This window comes from Acidicapsa dinghuensis (assembly GCF_025685685.1).
Lineage (GTDB): Bacteria > Acidobacteriota > Terriglobia > Terriglobales > Acidobacteriaceae > Acidicapsa > Acidicapsa dinghuensis.
Genome location: NZ_JAGSYH010000003.1, coordinates 439531 through 454874 on the forward strand (window position 1 = coordinate 439531; position 15344 = coordinate 454874).

Consider the following 15344-nt stretch of genomic DNA (forward strand, 5'->3'; position numbering starts at 1 on the left):
GGCAATCCCCGGCGGCGTGCAGCGACACAGAGGTGGTATGAGTCTTTTCACATGCACGATGCCCGGCAGAACTCTCCGCATCGTCTCCACTGCGAGCATTCTTGCGATCGCTCTTTCGGTCATTCCCGCCAACGCGAAGGAAAAACCGAAGAAGCACAAGAAGAATGAAGACCTTAGCGCCAACCCGCTGGCTGACGTCAACAGCAAGCAGCCTGACAAGCAGCTCTATGACAAGGCGATGCTTGCCCTGAAGAAGGGCCGCTTCGATGTTGCCCGCCTCGATCTGCAGACACTGCTCAATACCTATCCGCAGTCTGAGTACCAGATGCGCGCCAAGCTGGCCGTCGGTGACGCCTGGTTCAAGGAGGGCGGCACTGCGGCGCTGGCCCAGGCCGAGGCCGAGTACGAGGACTTCATCACCTTCTTCCCGACTGCTCCCGAGGCCGCCGAAGCCAAGATGAAGGTGGGTGACATCTACTTCATGCAGATGGAAAAGCCCGACCGCGACTACACCAATGCCGAGAAAGCCGAGCAGAAGTATCGCGAAATGATCCAGCAATTCCCCGATTCTTCCCTGATTCCGCGCGCCAAACAAAGGCTGCGCGAGGTGCAGGAAGTGCTGGCAGAACGCGAATATCAGATCGGCGCTTACTACTCCAGTCGTCTGAACTGGCCGGGGTCCATTGCCCGCCTGCAGACAGTGGCCGATACATACCCGCTCTACAGCAGGAGCGATCAGGTTTGGCTGACAATCGGAGACGACTATGCCGGAGAAGCTAAACAGGTGCAGCTTGCCAAGGGACTTCCGGCAGCGGTTCGGGAGCGGCTGCAGCAGGTGTACTATGACAAAGCCGCCGCTGCCTACGCCAAGGTTGTGACTCGCTACCCGATGGCCCCCATGGTCGAGGATGCCCGTGACCGCCTCATTGCCATGAACCGGCCCATACCTGAGCCGACGCAAGCCGCCATCGCAGAGAGTGAAGCGGAAGAACAGAGCCGTCAGCCTGTCCGGTTTACCGACAAAGCGCTCGGCATGGTCAAGCACGGACCGGTGGTAGTGGAAGCAGCCCATGTCGGTGAACCGACAATGACCTCGCCCACCCGCACCACGGCGCCCGAAATTACCAAGGAGAATCAACAGATTTTCCTCGCAGCCTACAAAACTTCACAGCCAGGATCGGCCTCATCTACGACAGAAGCCGCGGGAGCGGCGAAGCCGACGTCTCCAAACGAACCGCCGCGCTCCGACCAACCGCAGGCTCCGTTGCAGTTTGAGAAGGTTGGCGGCTCCGAGGATAGCGGCAGCGGAGGCAACTCTGTTGGCGTATCGATCGTAAGTGCGCCCAATTCAGCAGCGGATGCGAGTAAAGACGCTAACAAACCGGCTGAAGATCCAAATGCAGTTGTTAAGTCTGTCGGCACCACTCAGACCACACTGCCTGCGGCTGAAGCACCTTCTGCCGCTCCAGATCAGGTCAATGACATTAAGTCTGGTTCAAATCCGCAACCGGCTGCGCAGACCGCCGACGCGAACGGCAAGTCGGCGAAAGCAAAGAAACCAAAGCTGGACGAGAGCGAAGATGCCTCGAGCAAGAAGAAAAAGAAGAAAGGGCTCTCGAAGCTTAACCCCTTCTAATCTCTTCACATAGCACCAATCCAAGAATAGCCCGCCACTCAGGCGGGCTATTCTTTTTCTGGATCATTTGCGACCTACGCGGTTGTCTCCTCCGTCACGACGCGAATGCGCTCCAGCAGGTCTGTTGGATGAATCGGTTTGGTAATGAGGTCGAAAGCGTGTCCATTCTCGGAGGCTTCCTGCAACAGCCCAACGGTAGCTGCCTGGCCGGAAAAGAGTAATATTTTGCACTTCGGAAAGGATTTCCGTACCGCAATCGCCAGATCGACACCCGATAATCGTGGCATCATCACATCTGTAATGAGCAGATCGGGAGGGTTTTCGTGGATAGCCGTCAGTGCCTTCGCCGGATCGGTATAAGAAATCGCGTTGTAGCCGTTTTTCTGAAGAATGGTAGCTAAAGTGACAGCGATGATGGACTCGTCGTCCACGACGAAAACGCGACGGCGATCATGTAGTTCGGACACGGATTAGCCTCTCTTGTTTGACCTTCGGTTTTGCTGCATGCAGAGCCCATGACCGTCCACTCGCCCACAACGGTTCTTTCAGAGCGTATCGGGTTCGACTTTGCCCGTATGTTCGACATCGAACGTAGAGTGAAGAATTTTACGGATAAGCTGTTTGGAAACAGTATTTTGCCGCTGCAACTGAGGAGCACCAACAAGTGGAAGCAGGTATTTTCAAGAACACTCTATTGCGGATGCTTGATGCCAGGACGGTCTCACGCCTCAATCTTGCACCGGTCAAATTCGAACTCAACTACGAGATGGAGTATCCTCACAGACCTATCAAGTACCTGTATTTTCTCGAGTCGGGAATGGCCTCGATGACCGCTACCTTCAAAGATGGCTCACAGGTGGAGGTTAGTACCTTCGGCTTCGAATCCATCATCGGCGTCTCATCTCTGATGGGAGCCAAACGCTCTCTCAATCGCATCTATACGCAGATCGCTGGCCATGGCTACGCCTCGCCAGTCGATGCCGCACGCAAGGAGTTTCGTCTCGGCGGCGATTTCCAGACGCTTGCGCTGCGCTATGTTCAGGCACAGCTCGATCAGGCCACACAATATGTCGGGTGCAATGCCAAGCACCAGTTTGAGCCACGCCTGGCGCGCTGGCTGCTGGTCTGTTCAGACCGTTCGCACACTGACACCTTCCGCATGAGCCATGAGTTGCTGGCCGATATGCTCGGAGGCACTCGCGCTACCGTGACCCTCGCAGCGGGCAGTCTCAAGCGCAAGGGGCTTATCGAATACAAGCGCGGAATCATGCGCATCGTTGACTCTCCCGGCCTTGAAAAGGTCGCGTGCGAATGCTACCAGGTCATCAAATACCACCTGAAAAATTACGCCGAATTCGACATGCCCATCGCCGAGTAGAGCCAGGTATACTCCGATACTCAGCCGGTGTTGCGCAGTCCAGCGGCGATACCGCTGATGGTTGCAGAAATAGCGCGGTTCACTTCCGGTGTATCTTCTCCCTTGCGCTTACGCCGCAGCAGATCTACCTGGATCAGGTGCATCGGGTCAACGTAGGGATTGCGAAGTCGAATCGATCGCGCCAGCACCGCGTTGTTCTCCAGCAACGCCTTCTGTCCCGTAACCGCCAACACAGCTTCCACTGAGCGATCGAACTCGCGCTCAAAATCGTCATATATCCGTTGCCGCAGAGCTGTATCTTCCACCAGGGTTGAGTAAAGGCGCGCCGTACCCATGTCCACTTTGCCCAGTGCCATCTCTACGTTGCGAATGAGATCGATGAACAAGGGACATTCGCGCGCCATCGTACGTAGCGTAGCCAGCCGCCGTTCGCGCAGACTATCTTCGGCGAGATACTGCTCCACGGCGTATCCCACGCCGTACCATGCGGGAACCAACAGCCGGGATTGTGTCCATCCAAACACCCACGGAATCGCACGTAACGTATCTAAATTGAACGAACCCTTGCGTTTGGAGGGGCGCGAACCTATCTTGGCGTGTTCGAGCTCCGTCATGGGTGTCGATTGTGCGAAGTATGTCAGCAATCCCGAATCTTCGAGAATATGTTCGCGATAGAACTCGTAAGCCAGTGTCGAAAGCGTATCAAGCGCTTCTTCCCACTCCGGCTTCAACGCACCACTGAAGTGCCCCTCTGGATCGCGCAGATTGGGCCGCGCAAGCGCGTCGAGCGAAGCCGCAATCATCAGCTCCAGGTTGCGCTCGGCCAGCACCACGTCGGCATATTTGAAGTTGAGTACCTCGCCCTGCTCCGTGATGCGCAGTTGCCCTTCAAACGAGTCCAGCGGCTGGGCAAAGATGGCACGATGAGTCGGGCCACCGCCGCGACCGACCGTTCCTCCTCGCCCATGGAAGAGCCGCAGATGCACGCCTTCCTCGCGCGCAACCTGATGCAATTCACGATGCGCACGGAAGATCTCCCAGGTGCTGGTTAGCATGCCACCGTCTTTGTTGGAGTCGGAGTAACCGAGCATGATCTCCTGCGTGTTGCCCCATGTCTCTAGCAGTGCACGGTAGTCCGGCCGCTTCCACAGCTCGCGGCAGACCTCCGGCGCATTGCGCAGATCCTCAATCGACTCGAACAGCGGTACCGGCATCAAACCCGGATCATCCTCGCCGCCCTCAAATCGCACACCAGCCAGCCGTCCCAGCCGGATCACAGCCAGTACGTCATCCACGCATGTTGCGCCGCTAATCACGTAATGCCGGATCGCCTCCGGCGTCACGCCATCCTTCACTTCTCCGATCACGCGAAAAGTCTCGAAAATGCTCGCCGTTTCCGGGGACGGAGGCTTGGGCAGCGTATGCGCCATCGTGTCTTTGATCGCCTCTTTCAACGCCTGCGCATGCTGTTTCGCGTGTTGGCGGATATCGAGTGTATGCAGATGCAGCCCAAACGTCTTCACCAGCAAAAGAAGTGGATCTATCAGATTGCGCGCAATGCGCAGGCCCCGATTTGTCGCCAGTGAGTCGCGCAGCAATTCCAGATCGGCAGCAAGCTCATGAGCCGAGGCATATCCCGGCAATACCTGCTCCAGCATTGGTTGCGATTCAATCAGCGTCGATGGCCGCGGCAACCGTACAGTGTCGATGCCGGCGTCCTGCATGGTTCTTCGCGCACGCATACGAATGCAGATCAGGAACCGCCGGTACAGCTCGAACTCGAAGTTCTGCCCGTATGCTTCCGAAACCGCGGTGCGAATGCGTGTTTCGTACTCTTCCAGCCGCGCACGCAGCGCCTCGCTCACTGGAGTCTGCTGCGCTGAACTCGACAGCAAATCGATCACTTTCTGCAACTGGTCATCGTAAAAGCCCAGTAGATGCTCCCGAGCCAGTTGAATCGCGTTGCGTGTCACGTCGGGCGTCACAAATGGATTGCCGTCGCGGTCACCGCCGATCCAAGAGCCAAATGCGAGAACCTTCGGCAACTCATGCAGTTCCAGCTTGATTCCATAAGCCGAATTCAACGCTTCGGAGATTTCACGGTATAAGCTCGGCAGCGTGGCAAAGATGGAGACATCGTAGTAATCAAGCCCCATCTTGATCTCGTCATAGACGGTTGGCCTGCGGCTGCGTACCTCGTCGGTCTGCCAGAGCGATGTGATCTCAGCCAGCACCTGCTCTTCCAGTCGCGCCAGCTCACTCTCTGCCACCGGAATGCGGTCCAACAACTCCAGCAGTTCTCCGATGCGACGCCGCTTGAACATAACGGAACGCCGCGCAACTTCAGTGGGATGCGCTGTGAACACGGGTACCACCAGGATTTTGCGGAGCCACTCCAGCGCCTCATCGGCCGTAATGCCAACCCGCGCCATCGCACACAGGGTTCCGGCAAGCGAGCCGCGCTGCCGCCCCGTTCCACTGCTTACCTGCAATGCCAGTCTGCGGCGCTTGCGATGGTTCGTCTCTGCTAGATTGATTAGCTCAAAATAGAATCCGAAAGCGCGGGTCAGCAATAGAGCGCGATCGACAGGTAGCTTGCGCACCATGGCCATCGCGTTGGCAGCGTGCTCTGCGGCGGCTGCTTCCGCACCCTGGTCTTCAGCTTCACGGCGACGAATCGTACCCTGCCGCAATACTTCGACCTGCTCATACAGCTCGTCACCGGCCTGCTCGCGCAGCACCTCACCCAGCAACATGCCCAGCGAGCGAACGTCCCGTCGAAGCGGCGTCTCTTTCAGCTCACCTGAGTCATCCTGCAGCTCTGCCAGCCGTTGCTGCCAGCTCTCCGGATTCCACAAAACACCCATTATGTTTTGATTATGCCTGAGCCATTTCGCACGAATCCCAGCAGGCAGGAGAATCAGACCCCTGCCGCCCGCGCTCTACACCTGCACGCCAAACATTATTCGGACCGCAATGCGCGCATCGGATCGATGGTCGCCGCGCGCCGCGCCGGCAAAGCCGACGCAGCAATAGCCAGAGCAAAGACCGCGATTGCAGCTCCGGCCATCACCACCGGATCGAACGGGCTGACACCGAACAGTATAGAGCGCAACAGGCCCGATGCAGCCGCGGCACCAACCAACCCCAGCACGCAACCAACTACGGCCATTTTTGCTCCGGAGCTGATAATGAGGCGCATGATATCCGCGCGTTGAGAGCCCAGAGCCATGCGGATCGCCATCTCCTGAATACGTGACGCAACCGAAAATGCGATCACACTGTAGATGCCAAGCACCGCCAGCAGCACCGCGGCAAAGGCAAAACTACTGATCAGTATAGTGTTAAATCGCCGCGGAGCCTCGCTCTCTGAAACCGCGTGCTCCATGGTCTGCACCTGGGTCAGCGCCAGTTGCGGATCAAGCGCACGCACTGTGGCTGTCAACGAATTCTCCATCCGCTCAGCGGGCAACATCGAGCGCAACACGATATAGCCGCCGTTGCCGTTAATATCTCCAGGCTGTGCCATGTCTCCGATAGCATCTTCGGATTGATCGAGCGAAATATAGTATTGCTCCTTCGTCACCTCATCGGGAGAGTTCAGCTTTACATCCACCACTTCACCCACGACCGTCATCCACGGCGTCTTCATCTGCTCGGTGCCAACCCGAAGGTGCTTGCCGATCGGATCCTGATTAGGCCAATACTTCTGCGCCAGCTTGTGATTCACGATCAATACAAGTTGAGATCCATGCTTGTCTGCTTCAGTGAAATATCGCCCACGCAGCAACGGAATTCGCATGGCGTTGAAGTAGTCGCCCATGACGGTGGCTACTGTGGCAAGATTCATATCCGCGCCCTTTGGGGGCGTATATCCTTCAACGACAAAAACCTGGTTGTTATTGTTGCCGGAAGCTGGCAAGAAGCTCGTAAAGCCCACCGAAGCAGCGCCGGGAAGCTCTCTCAGCCGCCTCAGCAACTCTTTGTTGAAAACATCTACCTGTGTCTGAGTCGAATACTGCTTCTGCGGCAGCGAGTACGCAGCGGTGGTCACGTTCTCCGGCGCATAACCAAGATTCACATGGCGCATCTTGTCAAAGCTGCGCAACAGCAGCCCCGATGCCGTCAGCAGTACCAGTGCCACAGCGATCTCTGCAATCACAAGCGCAGAACGGAGCCGCGCATGACTTCCGCCCGCTGTCCCGCTGCGCCCTCCCTCTTTCAACGTGTCATTGACATTCGTCCGTAATGCTGCGAATGCGGGCGCAAGGCCACAAAGCGCACCGGTCACGATACCCAGCAGCAGCGCAAATCCAACCACACTCCAGTCAAGCCCAATCTCGCTGACTCTGGGCAGACTCTCAGGCAACAGCCGCTTGCCCACAAACAAGGCAAGCGCCGCAAGACCCAGACCGATCAGTCCGCCACTAACACTCAGAAGCAGACTCTCCATCAGGGATTGCCGCAACAGGGCAATCGCTCTTGCGCCGAGGGCCAGTCGTACCGCAACTTCACGCTGTCTTCTCATTGCGCGTACCAGCATCAGTCCCGCCAAATTTGCGCACGCAATCAGCAGAACGACAGCTACGGCGAGAAACAGCGTTCGGATCAGAGGACGCGACTGCTCAATCGTCTCTTCCTGCAATGGCCGCACCACAGGGCTAATGCGCAGGTTCGCTATTTCTGCCGGAAAGCCGCGCATGATCTCTTGCGCCACACGGTTAGCGTCGGTTTGCGCCTGCTGCGGCGAGACTCCCGGTTTCAGCCGGCCCACCATCTGATAGCTCCAGTTGGCAGCGGCCTGCGGCGAAAGCTCCTGCGGACTGAAACTCATCGGCACCCAAAGCTCGACATGATTAAGCTGCCCAGGCTGTAATGGAAATTCAAATCCCTTCGGCATAACGCCGATCACGAGATACGGCTTGCGATCCAGCAGGATCTTCGTGCCAATGACTCGCTCATCGCCGTGGAAACGGCTTCGCCACGCCGAATAACTCAACACGGCAACCTGCACGCTATGTTCGTCCTCGTCCGAGGTAAACACACGCCCGAACAATGGCGTTACCTGCAATGCCTGAAAGACGCCTGCCGTCAGACGCGCCGCATTGACCTGCGCTGGTTCGCTTACACCCGAGAGCTCATAGCCGTTGAAAGTATAGCCGCCCAATGCTGCAAACGTATGCGTGTCGCGAGAGTAAGTACGAATGCCCTGCACCGTCACTCCCGCCTCTCCGTTACCGCCAACATTGACGCCCGCAATCGTGTCCGCAAGCACCATCAGCCGGTTCGACTCAGGAAATGGCAGCGGCCGCAGCAGCACGCCCTCCACAATGGAGAAGATAGCTGTCGTCGAGCCAATGCCCAGCGCCAGCATCAGCAGCGCGGTAAGAGTAAAGCCGGGCGACTTCAGCAATTGCCGAATGGCCACCTTCGTGTCCAGAATTAAGGCCTGCATAAGAAACCTCGCGAACGCTCGGAAACGAGATGGGCATGCACCTCGCCTGCCAGACTATACGCGGGCACGGTCAGGTTGGTTCAATAGCCACTCTCAGGCTTATTCAGTGACCACTGAATTTCCTTGCTCTCGCGAGAAAGTGATTATCTCTCCATAAACGAACACGCGACCCGGAGGTTGCGTGTCTTGGCTGCAATCGGCTTATGGGCTGAGTCTCACGCAAATTGATTCAGATCCATGCCGAGCTCATACGTCTCGCCATGCGCCATCAGCTCATCCCACGTCACTTCGTGCTTCTGGTAGCCTGCCATGCGGCCCAGCATGCAGCTCAACGCCGTGTCCACGCCTGAGGCAATCTCGTTGATCGGCTTGCCTGAAGTAATGGTCTCGATAAAAGCGCGTTCCTTGTCACGATCTGCATATTTCAGATTGTCGAGGAAGGCGCCATTTGCGGCGAATTTACCGGATCCCTCCTGCGCCGCCGGCTGATCCGGGTCCTGCCACTCCCAAGCCTGTGAGCCAAGAATCTTTACCGGTCCTGAGTATGGACAGGTCGCCATGCCTTCGGAGCCATAGAACTTCAAGCCCGCATCGAATCCGCCGTACGCGCCAAACTGCGTCGAAGCGAATGACAGCTTCACATCGCCGGGATAGTGATAATCGACCTGATAGTTATCCCAGATGTCTCCCCAGTGATTCAGAACATTCCGGCCACCCGTTGCTGACGCCTTCACCGGCTTTGTGCCCAGGATCCAGTTGCAGAGATCGATGATATGAATATTCTGCTCGACAAGAATGTCACCCGAGAGAGCGCGGTCCCACAACCAGTTGCGCAGCCTGTATTCGTCCTTGCCTTCGCCCTCGCGCGTCTTCTCCGTAGAGGCCGGTGCGTTGTAGTTACCCACTACCACTGCGGTCTTACCAAGTGCTCCGCCACGAATGTGCTCGGCCAGAGCTGCGATCGGCGGCGCATTCCGGCATTGGAATCCGACCGCAACGCTCTGCGTCGGCTTGACGCGCTTGGCGATCTCAAGCGCCTGCCGCGCCTGCTTCACATCGATGCCTACCGGCTTTTCGCAATAGACATGCTTTCCACCGGCGACGGCCGCTCCCAGATGCTGCACGTGAAAGAAAGGCGGCGTCGAAATCTGGATCAGGTCCACATCCGGCGAGTGTGCCAGCTCTTCAAAGGCATGCGGCCCACGAAACAGAAGCTTGTCATTGATGGCCGCTTTGCCGAGATCAGCATTGACCTTGTTGAAGTGCTCGTGCCCCTTTGCAAGGTTGTCCGCAAAGATGTCGCCCAGCGCTACAATCTGTGCGCTCGTGTTCTGCGCAAACGAAGTGGCAACGCCAGTGCCGCGGTTGCCACAGCCGAGCAGCGCGTGCCGCACTGCCGAATTCGCCTGATAGCCAAACGCCGTGCTCGGCTTCACAAGAAGCAGCCCTGAAGCCACACCCGCTGTCTGTATAAACTGCCGTCGATCCATAGAACGCGCTCTCCCTGAAATCGATATTGATATCAATCGCTACGAAGCAAACACCTCATCCAGAATGCGCTGCAGATACACCTTCTCATGCCGCACATCCTCGATCTGCTGCGGCCCGGAGGTTTCGCGCTCAATTGTCACCGCGCCTGTGTATCCGAGCTTGTGTAGCTTGGTGAAAACTTCCTTGAAGTTTACGATGCCTTTGCCGATCTCCACCTCTTCTCCCAGCTTGTCCGGATCGGTAGGCCAATTGCCATCTTTGGCATGTATGCCGCGCACATGTGGCCCGAGAATATCGACCGCATCTACCGGATTCGCCTTGCCATACAGAATCAGATTCGCCGTATCGAGCCCCACAGCGAGATTTGGCATATTCACGTCGCGAATCATACGCGACATCGCCGTCGGCGTCTCCTGCCCTGTCTCCATCAGAAAGTACTGGCCATTGCCGTGACAATGCTCAGTCACCGCGCGAATCGCCTCCACCGCTCCTGGATACAGCGCGTCCGCCGGATCTTCCGGGATAAATCCACAATGCGTCTGCACTTGCTGGATTCCGAGCTGCTTCGCAAAATCCGAAGCCTGCTTCAGCGCATCGATGCGCGCCGTCCGCGTCTTCGGAGGCACCAAGCCGATCGTCGAAGGGCCGTGCTCGAAGTCCCACACCAGCGGTGGTGGACCAACCACCTCAACCGTCGTCACTGTGATGCCATATTTATCGATCAGCCCACGATACAGATCGACCACTTGAGGAGTAAAGCCGCTGCCACCAGGGTCGATATAGCCATCGAGCGATAGATAGCAGTTGCGAAGACCAAGATCTTTGAGCACCTTGAACTTCTCTTCCGGAGCAGAATACGGCACAATCAGCAGCCCAATTTCCATTGGCTTCAACGGCGCATGAGCTATGGCCGCAGCCGGTACAGCCTTACTCATTGCACCCGCAGCTGCCGCCGCCATTGCACCACCAATAAACTCTCTTCGGTCCATAGCTTAACCTCTTTATTCGAAACACCAGCCTACACCACGCATCCACACTCTCGTAACGAGCCGCAGCGCCAGGCAGTATCGTAGCCTGAAATCCCGCTAAAGACTTGTTACCTATGATTGCTCAGCCCCGATCGAACGAATCACCCGCGCGGGATTCCCTCCCACAAGAGTATTCGGTGGAACGTTCTTAGTGATCACCGAGCCCGCGGCAACTACCGAGTTTTCACCTACTGTAACCCCGCCGATAATAGTTGCGCCGGCTGCGATCCAAACATTGCGCTCAATCACTATCTGTTTTCCGATTGTCGCGATGCGACGCTTCGATGGCTCAAGCGGATGACCACTCGTGATGATGCTCACGTTCGGGCCAATCATCACATCGTCCGCAATGTCGAGTCCGCCAAGATCATAGAAAGTACAGTTTTGATTGATGAAAACATTACGCCCGACGCGGATTTCGTCTCCACCTGTCGTATAGAACGGCGGAATCAGCAGAAAGCTCTCGTCTACCTTCTTACCGATGAGCTCGCTAAATAAAGCCCTAACTTCGTCCGCGTCATTGAATGTCAAACGGTTCAGCGCAGCCGTAATCGCCATCGCTCGTTTGACATTCGCCAACATCGCCGCAGACTCCGGCGTCCTCCTGTGAATGATCCTGGCGCTGTTCTCATCCGACATTCGCGATTTTCCTTAACGTGCCATCAAACGTGCGTTCCAACTACGAGGTTGGCATTCTGATACCGCGCAACAGTGTTACTGCAGCGCTGCCTGCTCTTCCAGAGCCATCATCAGCTCTTCCCACTCAGCGGTCAGTTTCGTTAACTGCTCGCGCAGGTCATCGAGCAGCTTCGTTTGCCGTTCTGTTTCAGCGACGGAAACAAAGTTCCCCAGTGCCGTCTCGGTTGTTGCGATGGCGGCTTCAATGCGCGGCACCTCTTCCTCAAGAAACGCGCAACGATCCTCCATCTGCTTCAGCTTGATCGGATTCAGTCTGCGCACTTTCTCCTTGCCAGGGGCAGGGGCCGAACCGTCGTTCGCTGCCGCAACACTCCCCGCCACAGGTGCTACCGTGGGTGCAACCGATGCAGCTTCCGCTGTCTTCGGCGCCGTACCCTGCTCGGCAGCTTCACGATCCCGCACGAAATCTGCATAGCCGCCGGGGTACATCTCAATATTACCGTCCTTCACCTCCATCACCTTCGTCGCCAGCCTGTCGAGGAAGTAGCGGTCATGCGAAACGAAAATTACCGTGCCGGAGAAGGCCTCGATCGCTTCCAACAGCACATCTTTTGCGCGCATATCGAGATGGTTTGTGGGCTCGTCGAGCAGCAGAAAATTCGATGGAGAAACCAGGATCCGCGCCAGCGCAAAGCGATTACGCTCACCGCCTGACAACACACCGAGCGTCTTGAAAACATCGTCGCCTGAGAAAAGAAAACAACCCAGCAGCGAGCGCAGCTCCACCTCCGGCACTTTGCGCGCCGCGCGATTCATCTCATCGATCATCCGCGCGTCCGGATCGAGCACCTTGTACTGATCCTGCGCAAAGTACTCCGGCACCACGTTATGCCCAAGCTGTACAGTGCCTGAGGTCGCCGCTTCCACTCCTGTTAGCAGCCGGATCAGTGTCGATTTGCCCGCACCATTGTGCCCCACCAGTGCAATGCGGTCGCCGCGCTCAATAGTAAAGCTAATGCCATTGCTATTCGCGCCCGTAAGAACCTGCTTTTCGCCGTAGCTCTTTTTCAGATCCTTCGCCGTAACCACCGTGCGTCCCGAAGGCGGCGGCTGCGGAAAACTAAAGTGGATCACCGGTTCTTCTTCCGGAACCTCGATGCGCTCGATCTTCTCAAGCTCCTTGATTCGTGACTGCACCTGCTTCGCCTTCGTCGCCTGCGCGCGAAAGCGGTTGATGAACGATTCGAGATGCTCAATCTGGTCACGCTGATTCTTGTATGCGGCGATTAACTGCGCTTTGCGGTCTTCCTTCTGCTTCAGATATTTCGTGTAGTTGCCCGCGTAAATGTTGAGCTTCTTGTTCCAGACCTCGACTGTTCGGTCTACGGTCACGTCAAGAAAGTACCGGTCATGCGAGATCAGCACATAGCCAAAAGGGTAGGCACGCAGATAACTCTCCAACCAGTTACGCGTTTCCAGATCCAGATGGTTCGTCGGCTCGTCGAGAAGAAGAAGGTTAGGCCTTGCCAGCAACAGCTTCGCCAGCGCAATGCGCATCTGCCATCCGCCCGAGAACTCCTCTGTCCGGCGCGCCCAATCCTCTTTGCCGAAACCAAGCCCCGTAAGCACGGTGCCTACCTGAGCATCCAGCGCATATCCATCCAGCGCGTGAAAACGTGCCTGCAGCATCGAGTAGCGCTCAGCAGCCGAGGTATACTCCGCGCTCGCGCGATCAAGGATGGCCATCTGCCCGGCCACCGACTCGATCTCTGTCTCCATCGCGCGCAGTTCGTCGAAGACCGTCAGGCACTCCTCAAAGACGGTGCGCCCGCTGAGCCTTAACCCTTCCTGCGGCAAATACCCGATGGACATACCGCGCGTACGCTGCATCTCGCCGTAATCCAGGGTTTCCAGTCCAGCCAGCACCTTCATCAGCGTGGATTTGCCCGTGCCGTTGGCACCCACCAGCGCCGTTTTCTCCTTCGCTGTAATCAGCCAGTTGGCCTCAGTGAACAGAATTCGCGCGCCAAAGCGTTTGCCAGCATTTTGTAACGAAAGCATGCCTCTTCAGGGTATCGCCTTGGGGCAACTCGTTGCATCCAGCCGCATTTCAGCTCGAGATAACGGTAGATTTAGCTCGTATCTACGTCTACAGCTTTGGCTGTGACTGCTGATCTGAAGCCTTGGGGGTAGACCGCAACTGCGTTCCCGGCTTATTTGTCTGGTCGGTCTCGCGATGGTGTTGCGACCCAGGTGGTGGCTGATTTGCATCCTGGGATGGATTTCGCCTGGCAGAGTGGTTCGCCATTGCATGCTCCACTGTTCCCGGCTCTAGCGACGCCACAAATCTACCGTATGTCGCCAGGTATCGAAAGGAGCTTAGCGTTTCGAACTCGGTTGCCATCAGCAATCCCTTGCCGTCGAGGCTTTCAATGCCCTCATACGAGATCACCAACTGCTGCCCCTGTGCGTTAATCGCTTGCCCTGTGCAATAAACCCTCGGCTTGCCATGCACCGTGCTGGCCTGCTGCGCTGAATTCAGATGAAACGACTTGTAGCCGGAAGCCTCACGCCGCGACACATTCATGAACCATTCCGAAAGCGTACCCCACATAGGTTCTGGGGCCATCAAACGCATCCGGTTCAGCGATCCAGGCTGCGCCGGAATAAACACCATCGCTTCCGGCGTGGCCTGCGCGTGCCAGCCCGCAGGCGTCTGGTAGTACCATCCATTCCAGGTTTCGGAGTTAGCCGCATGCGAAGCACTCGATCCCTGGCTGAATGCGAACTGGCCCCTCACCGCCATCAGCAGAACTGTAAGAACCAGAATTTTCCGGAACCGATAGCGCATCGCAACAGAACTCTCCATTGAGATTTGCGGAAAGTCGTTACTTTTCTGCTCACAAATCTCGGCTCATAAATCCAGAGCAAGCAATCAATAGCATTAACTTGCTCGTCCAGAGTAGGCCTGTCCGGCCCTATCGCGTCATAAGAAAAACAAAAATTGCTGCCGCGCTGGACTCAGCAGATCATCCTCGCTGACTCCATCCTTGGAAACTCGGCGAAAATAGAGGTTATGCAAACCGTCCGCATGGATAAGTGGCTCTGGGCCGCGCGCTTCTTCAAGACCCGTGCACTGGCATCGCGCGCCTGCGAGCTGGGCCGTATCCGCTCGGGCGCTATTGAGGCCAAACCTGCTCGCGATGTCCGCGTTGGTGATCTACTGCATATCAAAACCGAAGGCGGCGAATTCGAGGTCGAGGTTCTCGTCCTTAGCGAAGTGCGCGGCCCCGCAGCCGCCGCTCAAGCTCTCTACCGCGAAACCGACGCGAGCCGCCAGCGCCGTGAAGAGCTCGTCGCCGCCCAGCGCGCACTACGCCAGATTGAGGGTGCGCAGCCAGCCGGCCGCCCCTCCAAGCGCGACCGCCGTGAGATCAACCGCTTCCGCGGCCGCGTGTAGTTGCTCATGCTCTCCGGGAAATCAACCGGAAGAGACATATCCATATAGAAAAGCCTTGAATACAGTCGGGATCCTCGATTGATGCGAAATCGCCGGGGATCTCATAGATCCACGAACGCCATAATGCAGCTTCCTGGCACGTCGTCGACACTTGGTCTAGCCAGATGCGGACGATCTGCTCTTTTAGAACGCGCCGCCCCATCCCTCAAGTACATTCAGCGGTTCGCATAACGTATTCGTCATCTCGCATTCATCCG

General features: G+C 56.9%; 11 protein-coding genes. 3 read left to right on the forward strand and 8 right to left on the reverse strand.

From position 1 onward, the window contains the following. The first annotated feature begins 37 nt into the window (after positions 1–37). Positions 38–1636, forward strand: coding sequence for an outer membrane protein assembly factor BamD (bamD, locus tag OHL22_RS10250; RefSeq protein ID WP_263336484.1), 1599 nt, complete (start codon positions 38–40; stop codon positions 1634–1636). A gap of 74 nt (positions 1637–1710) precedes the next feature. Here the strand turns inward: bamD and OHL22_RS10255 are convergent, their stop codons facing one another. Then, on the reverse strand, positions 1711–2103 hold the full coding sequence (locus tag OHL22_RS10255) for a response regulator (protein WP_263336487.1): 393 nt from the start codon (positions 2101–2103) through the stop codon (positions 1711–1713). Positions 2104–2300: 197 nt separating this feature from the next. Between OHL22_RS10255 and OHL22_RS10260 the strand changes: the two genes are divergently transcribed. Beyond that, positions 2301–3014 carry a Crp/Fnr family transcriptional regulator gene (locus OHL22_RS10260; protein WP_263336491.1) on the forward strand — a complete coding sequence of 238 codons (714 nt, stop codon included), beginning with the start codon at positions 2301–2303 and terminating at the stop codon, positions 3012–3014. A 20-nt stretch (positions 3015–3034) separates the two neighbouring features. Here the strand turns inward: OHL22_RS10260 and OHL22_RS10265 are convergent, their stop codons facing one another. From OHL22_RS10265 to OHL22_RS10295, 7 genes are all read right to left on the reverse strand, one after another. After that, positions 3035–5881 carry a phosphoenolpyruvate carboxylase gene (locus tag OHL22_RS10265; protein WP_263336494.1) on the reverse strand — a complete coding sequence of 949 codons (2847 nt, stop codon included), beginning with the start codon at positions 5879–5881 and terminating at the stop codon, positions 3035–3037. 95 nt (positions 5882–5976) lie between these two features. After that, positions 5977–8469, reverse strand: coding sequence for an ABC transporter permease (locus OHL22_RS10270; protein WP_263336498.1), 2493 nt, complete (start codon positions 8467–8469; stop codon positions 5977–5979). Between the two features lie 215 nt (positions 8470–8684). Further along, complete coding sequence (locus tag OHL22_RS10275) at positions 8685–9959, reverse strand: Gfo/Idh/MocA family protein (RefSeq protein WP_263336502.1); 1275 nt, start codon at positions 9957–9959, stop codon at positions 8685–8687. Positions 9960–9998: 39 nt separating this feature from the next. Beyond that, positions 9999–10949, reverse strand: coding sequence for a sugar phosphate isomerase/epimerase family protein (locus OHL22_RS10280; RefSeq protein WP_263336506.1), 951 nt, complete (start codon positions 10947–10949; stop codon positions 9999–10001). A 111-nt stretch (positions 10950–11060) separates the two neighbouring features. Next, positions 11061–11627 (reverse strand): sugar O-acetyltransferase, encoded by a 567-nt coding sequence (locus OHL22_RS10285; RefSeq protein WP_263336509.1) that lies wholly within the window; start codon positions 11625–11627, stop codon positions 11061–11063. 75 nt (positions 11628–11702) lie between these two features. Beyond that, a complete protein-coding gene (locus OHL22_RS10290) occupies positions 11703–13688 on the reverse strand; it encodes an ABC-F family ATP-binding cassette domain-containing protein (RefSeq protein ID WP_263336512.1) in 1986 nt (661 codons plus the stop codon). An 88-nt stretch (positions 13689–13776) separates the two neighbouring features. After that, positions 13777–14478: a hypothetical protein gene (locus OHL22_RS10295; RefSeq protein WP_263336517.1), complete on the reverse strand. Its 702-nt coding sequence runs from the start codon at positions 14476–14478 to the stop codon at positions 13777–13779. Positions 14479–14631: 153 nt separating this feature from the next. Between OHL22_RS10295 and OHL22_RS10300 the strand changes: the two genes are divergently transcribed. Next, positions 14632–15087: an RNA-binding S4 domain-containing protein gene (locus OHL22_RS10300; protein WP_317890894.1), complete on the forward strand. Its 456-nt coding sequence runs from the start codon at positions 14632–14634 to the stop codon at positions 15085–15087. Positions 15088–15344: the final 257 nt, after the last annotated feature.

Coding starts and splice junctions, on each gene's coding strand:
- bamD (WP_263336484.1), top strand. CDS start 38: ATGAGTCTTTTCACATGCACGATGCCCGGCAGAACTCTCCGCATCGTC.
- OHL22_RS10265 (WP_263336494.1), bottom strand. CDS start 5,881: ATGGGTGTTTTGTGGAATCCGGAGAGCTGGCAGCAACGGCTGGCAGAG.
- OHL22_RS10270 (WP_263336498.1), bottom strand. CDS start 8,469: ATGCAGGCCTTAATTCTGGACACGAAGGTGGCCATTCGGCAATTGCTG.
- OHL22_RS10275 (WP_263336502.1), bottom strand. CDS start 9,959: ATGGATCGACGGCAGTTTATACAGACAGCGGGTGTGGCTTCAGGGCTG.
- OHL22_RS10280 (WP_263336506.1), bottom strand. CDS start 10,949: ATGGACCGAAGAGAGTTTATTGGTGGTGCAATGGCGGCGGCAGCTGCG.
- OHL22_RS10285 (WP_263336509.1), bottom strand. CDS start 11,627: ATGTCGGATGAGAACAGCGCCAGGATCATTCACAGGAGGACGCCGGAG.
- OHL22_RS10290 (WP_263336512.1), bottom strand. CDS start 13,688: ATGCTTTCGTTACAAAATGCTGGCAAACGCTTTGGCGCGCGAATTCTG.
- OHL22_RS10295 (WP_263336517.1), bottom strand. CDS start 14,478: ATGCGCTATCGGTTCCGGAAAATTCTGGTTCTTACAGTTCTGCTGATG.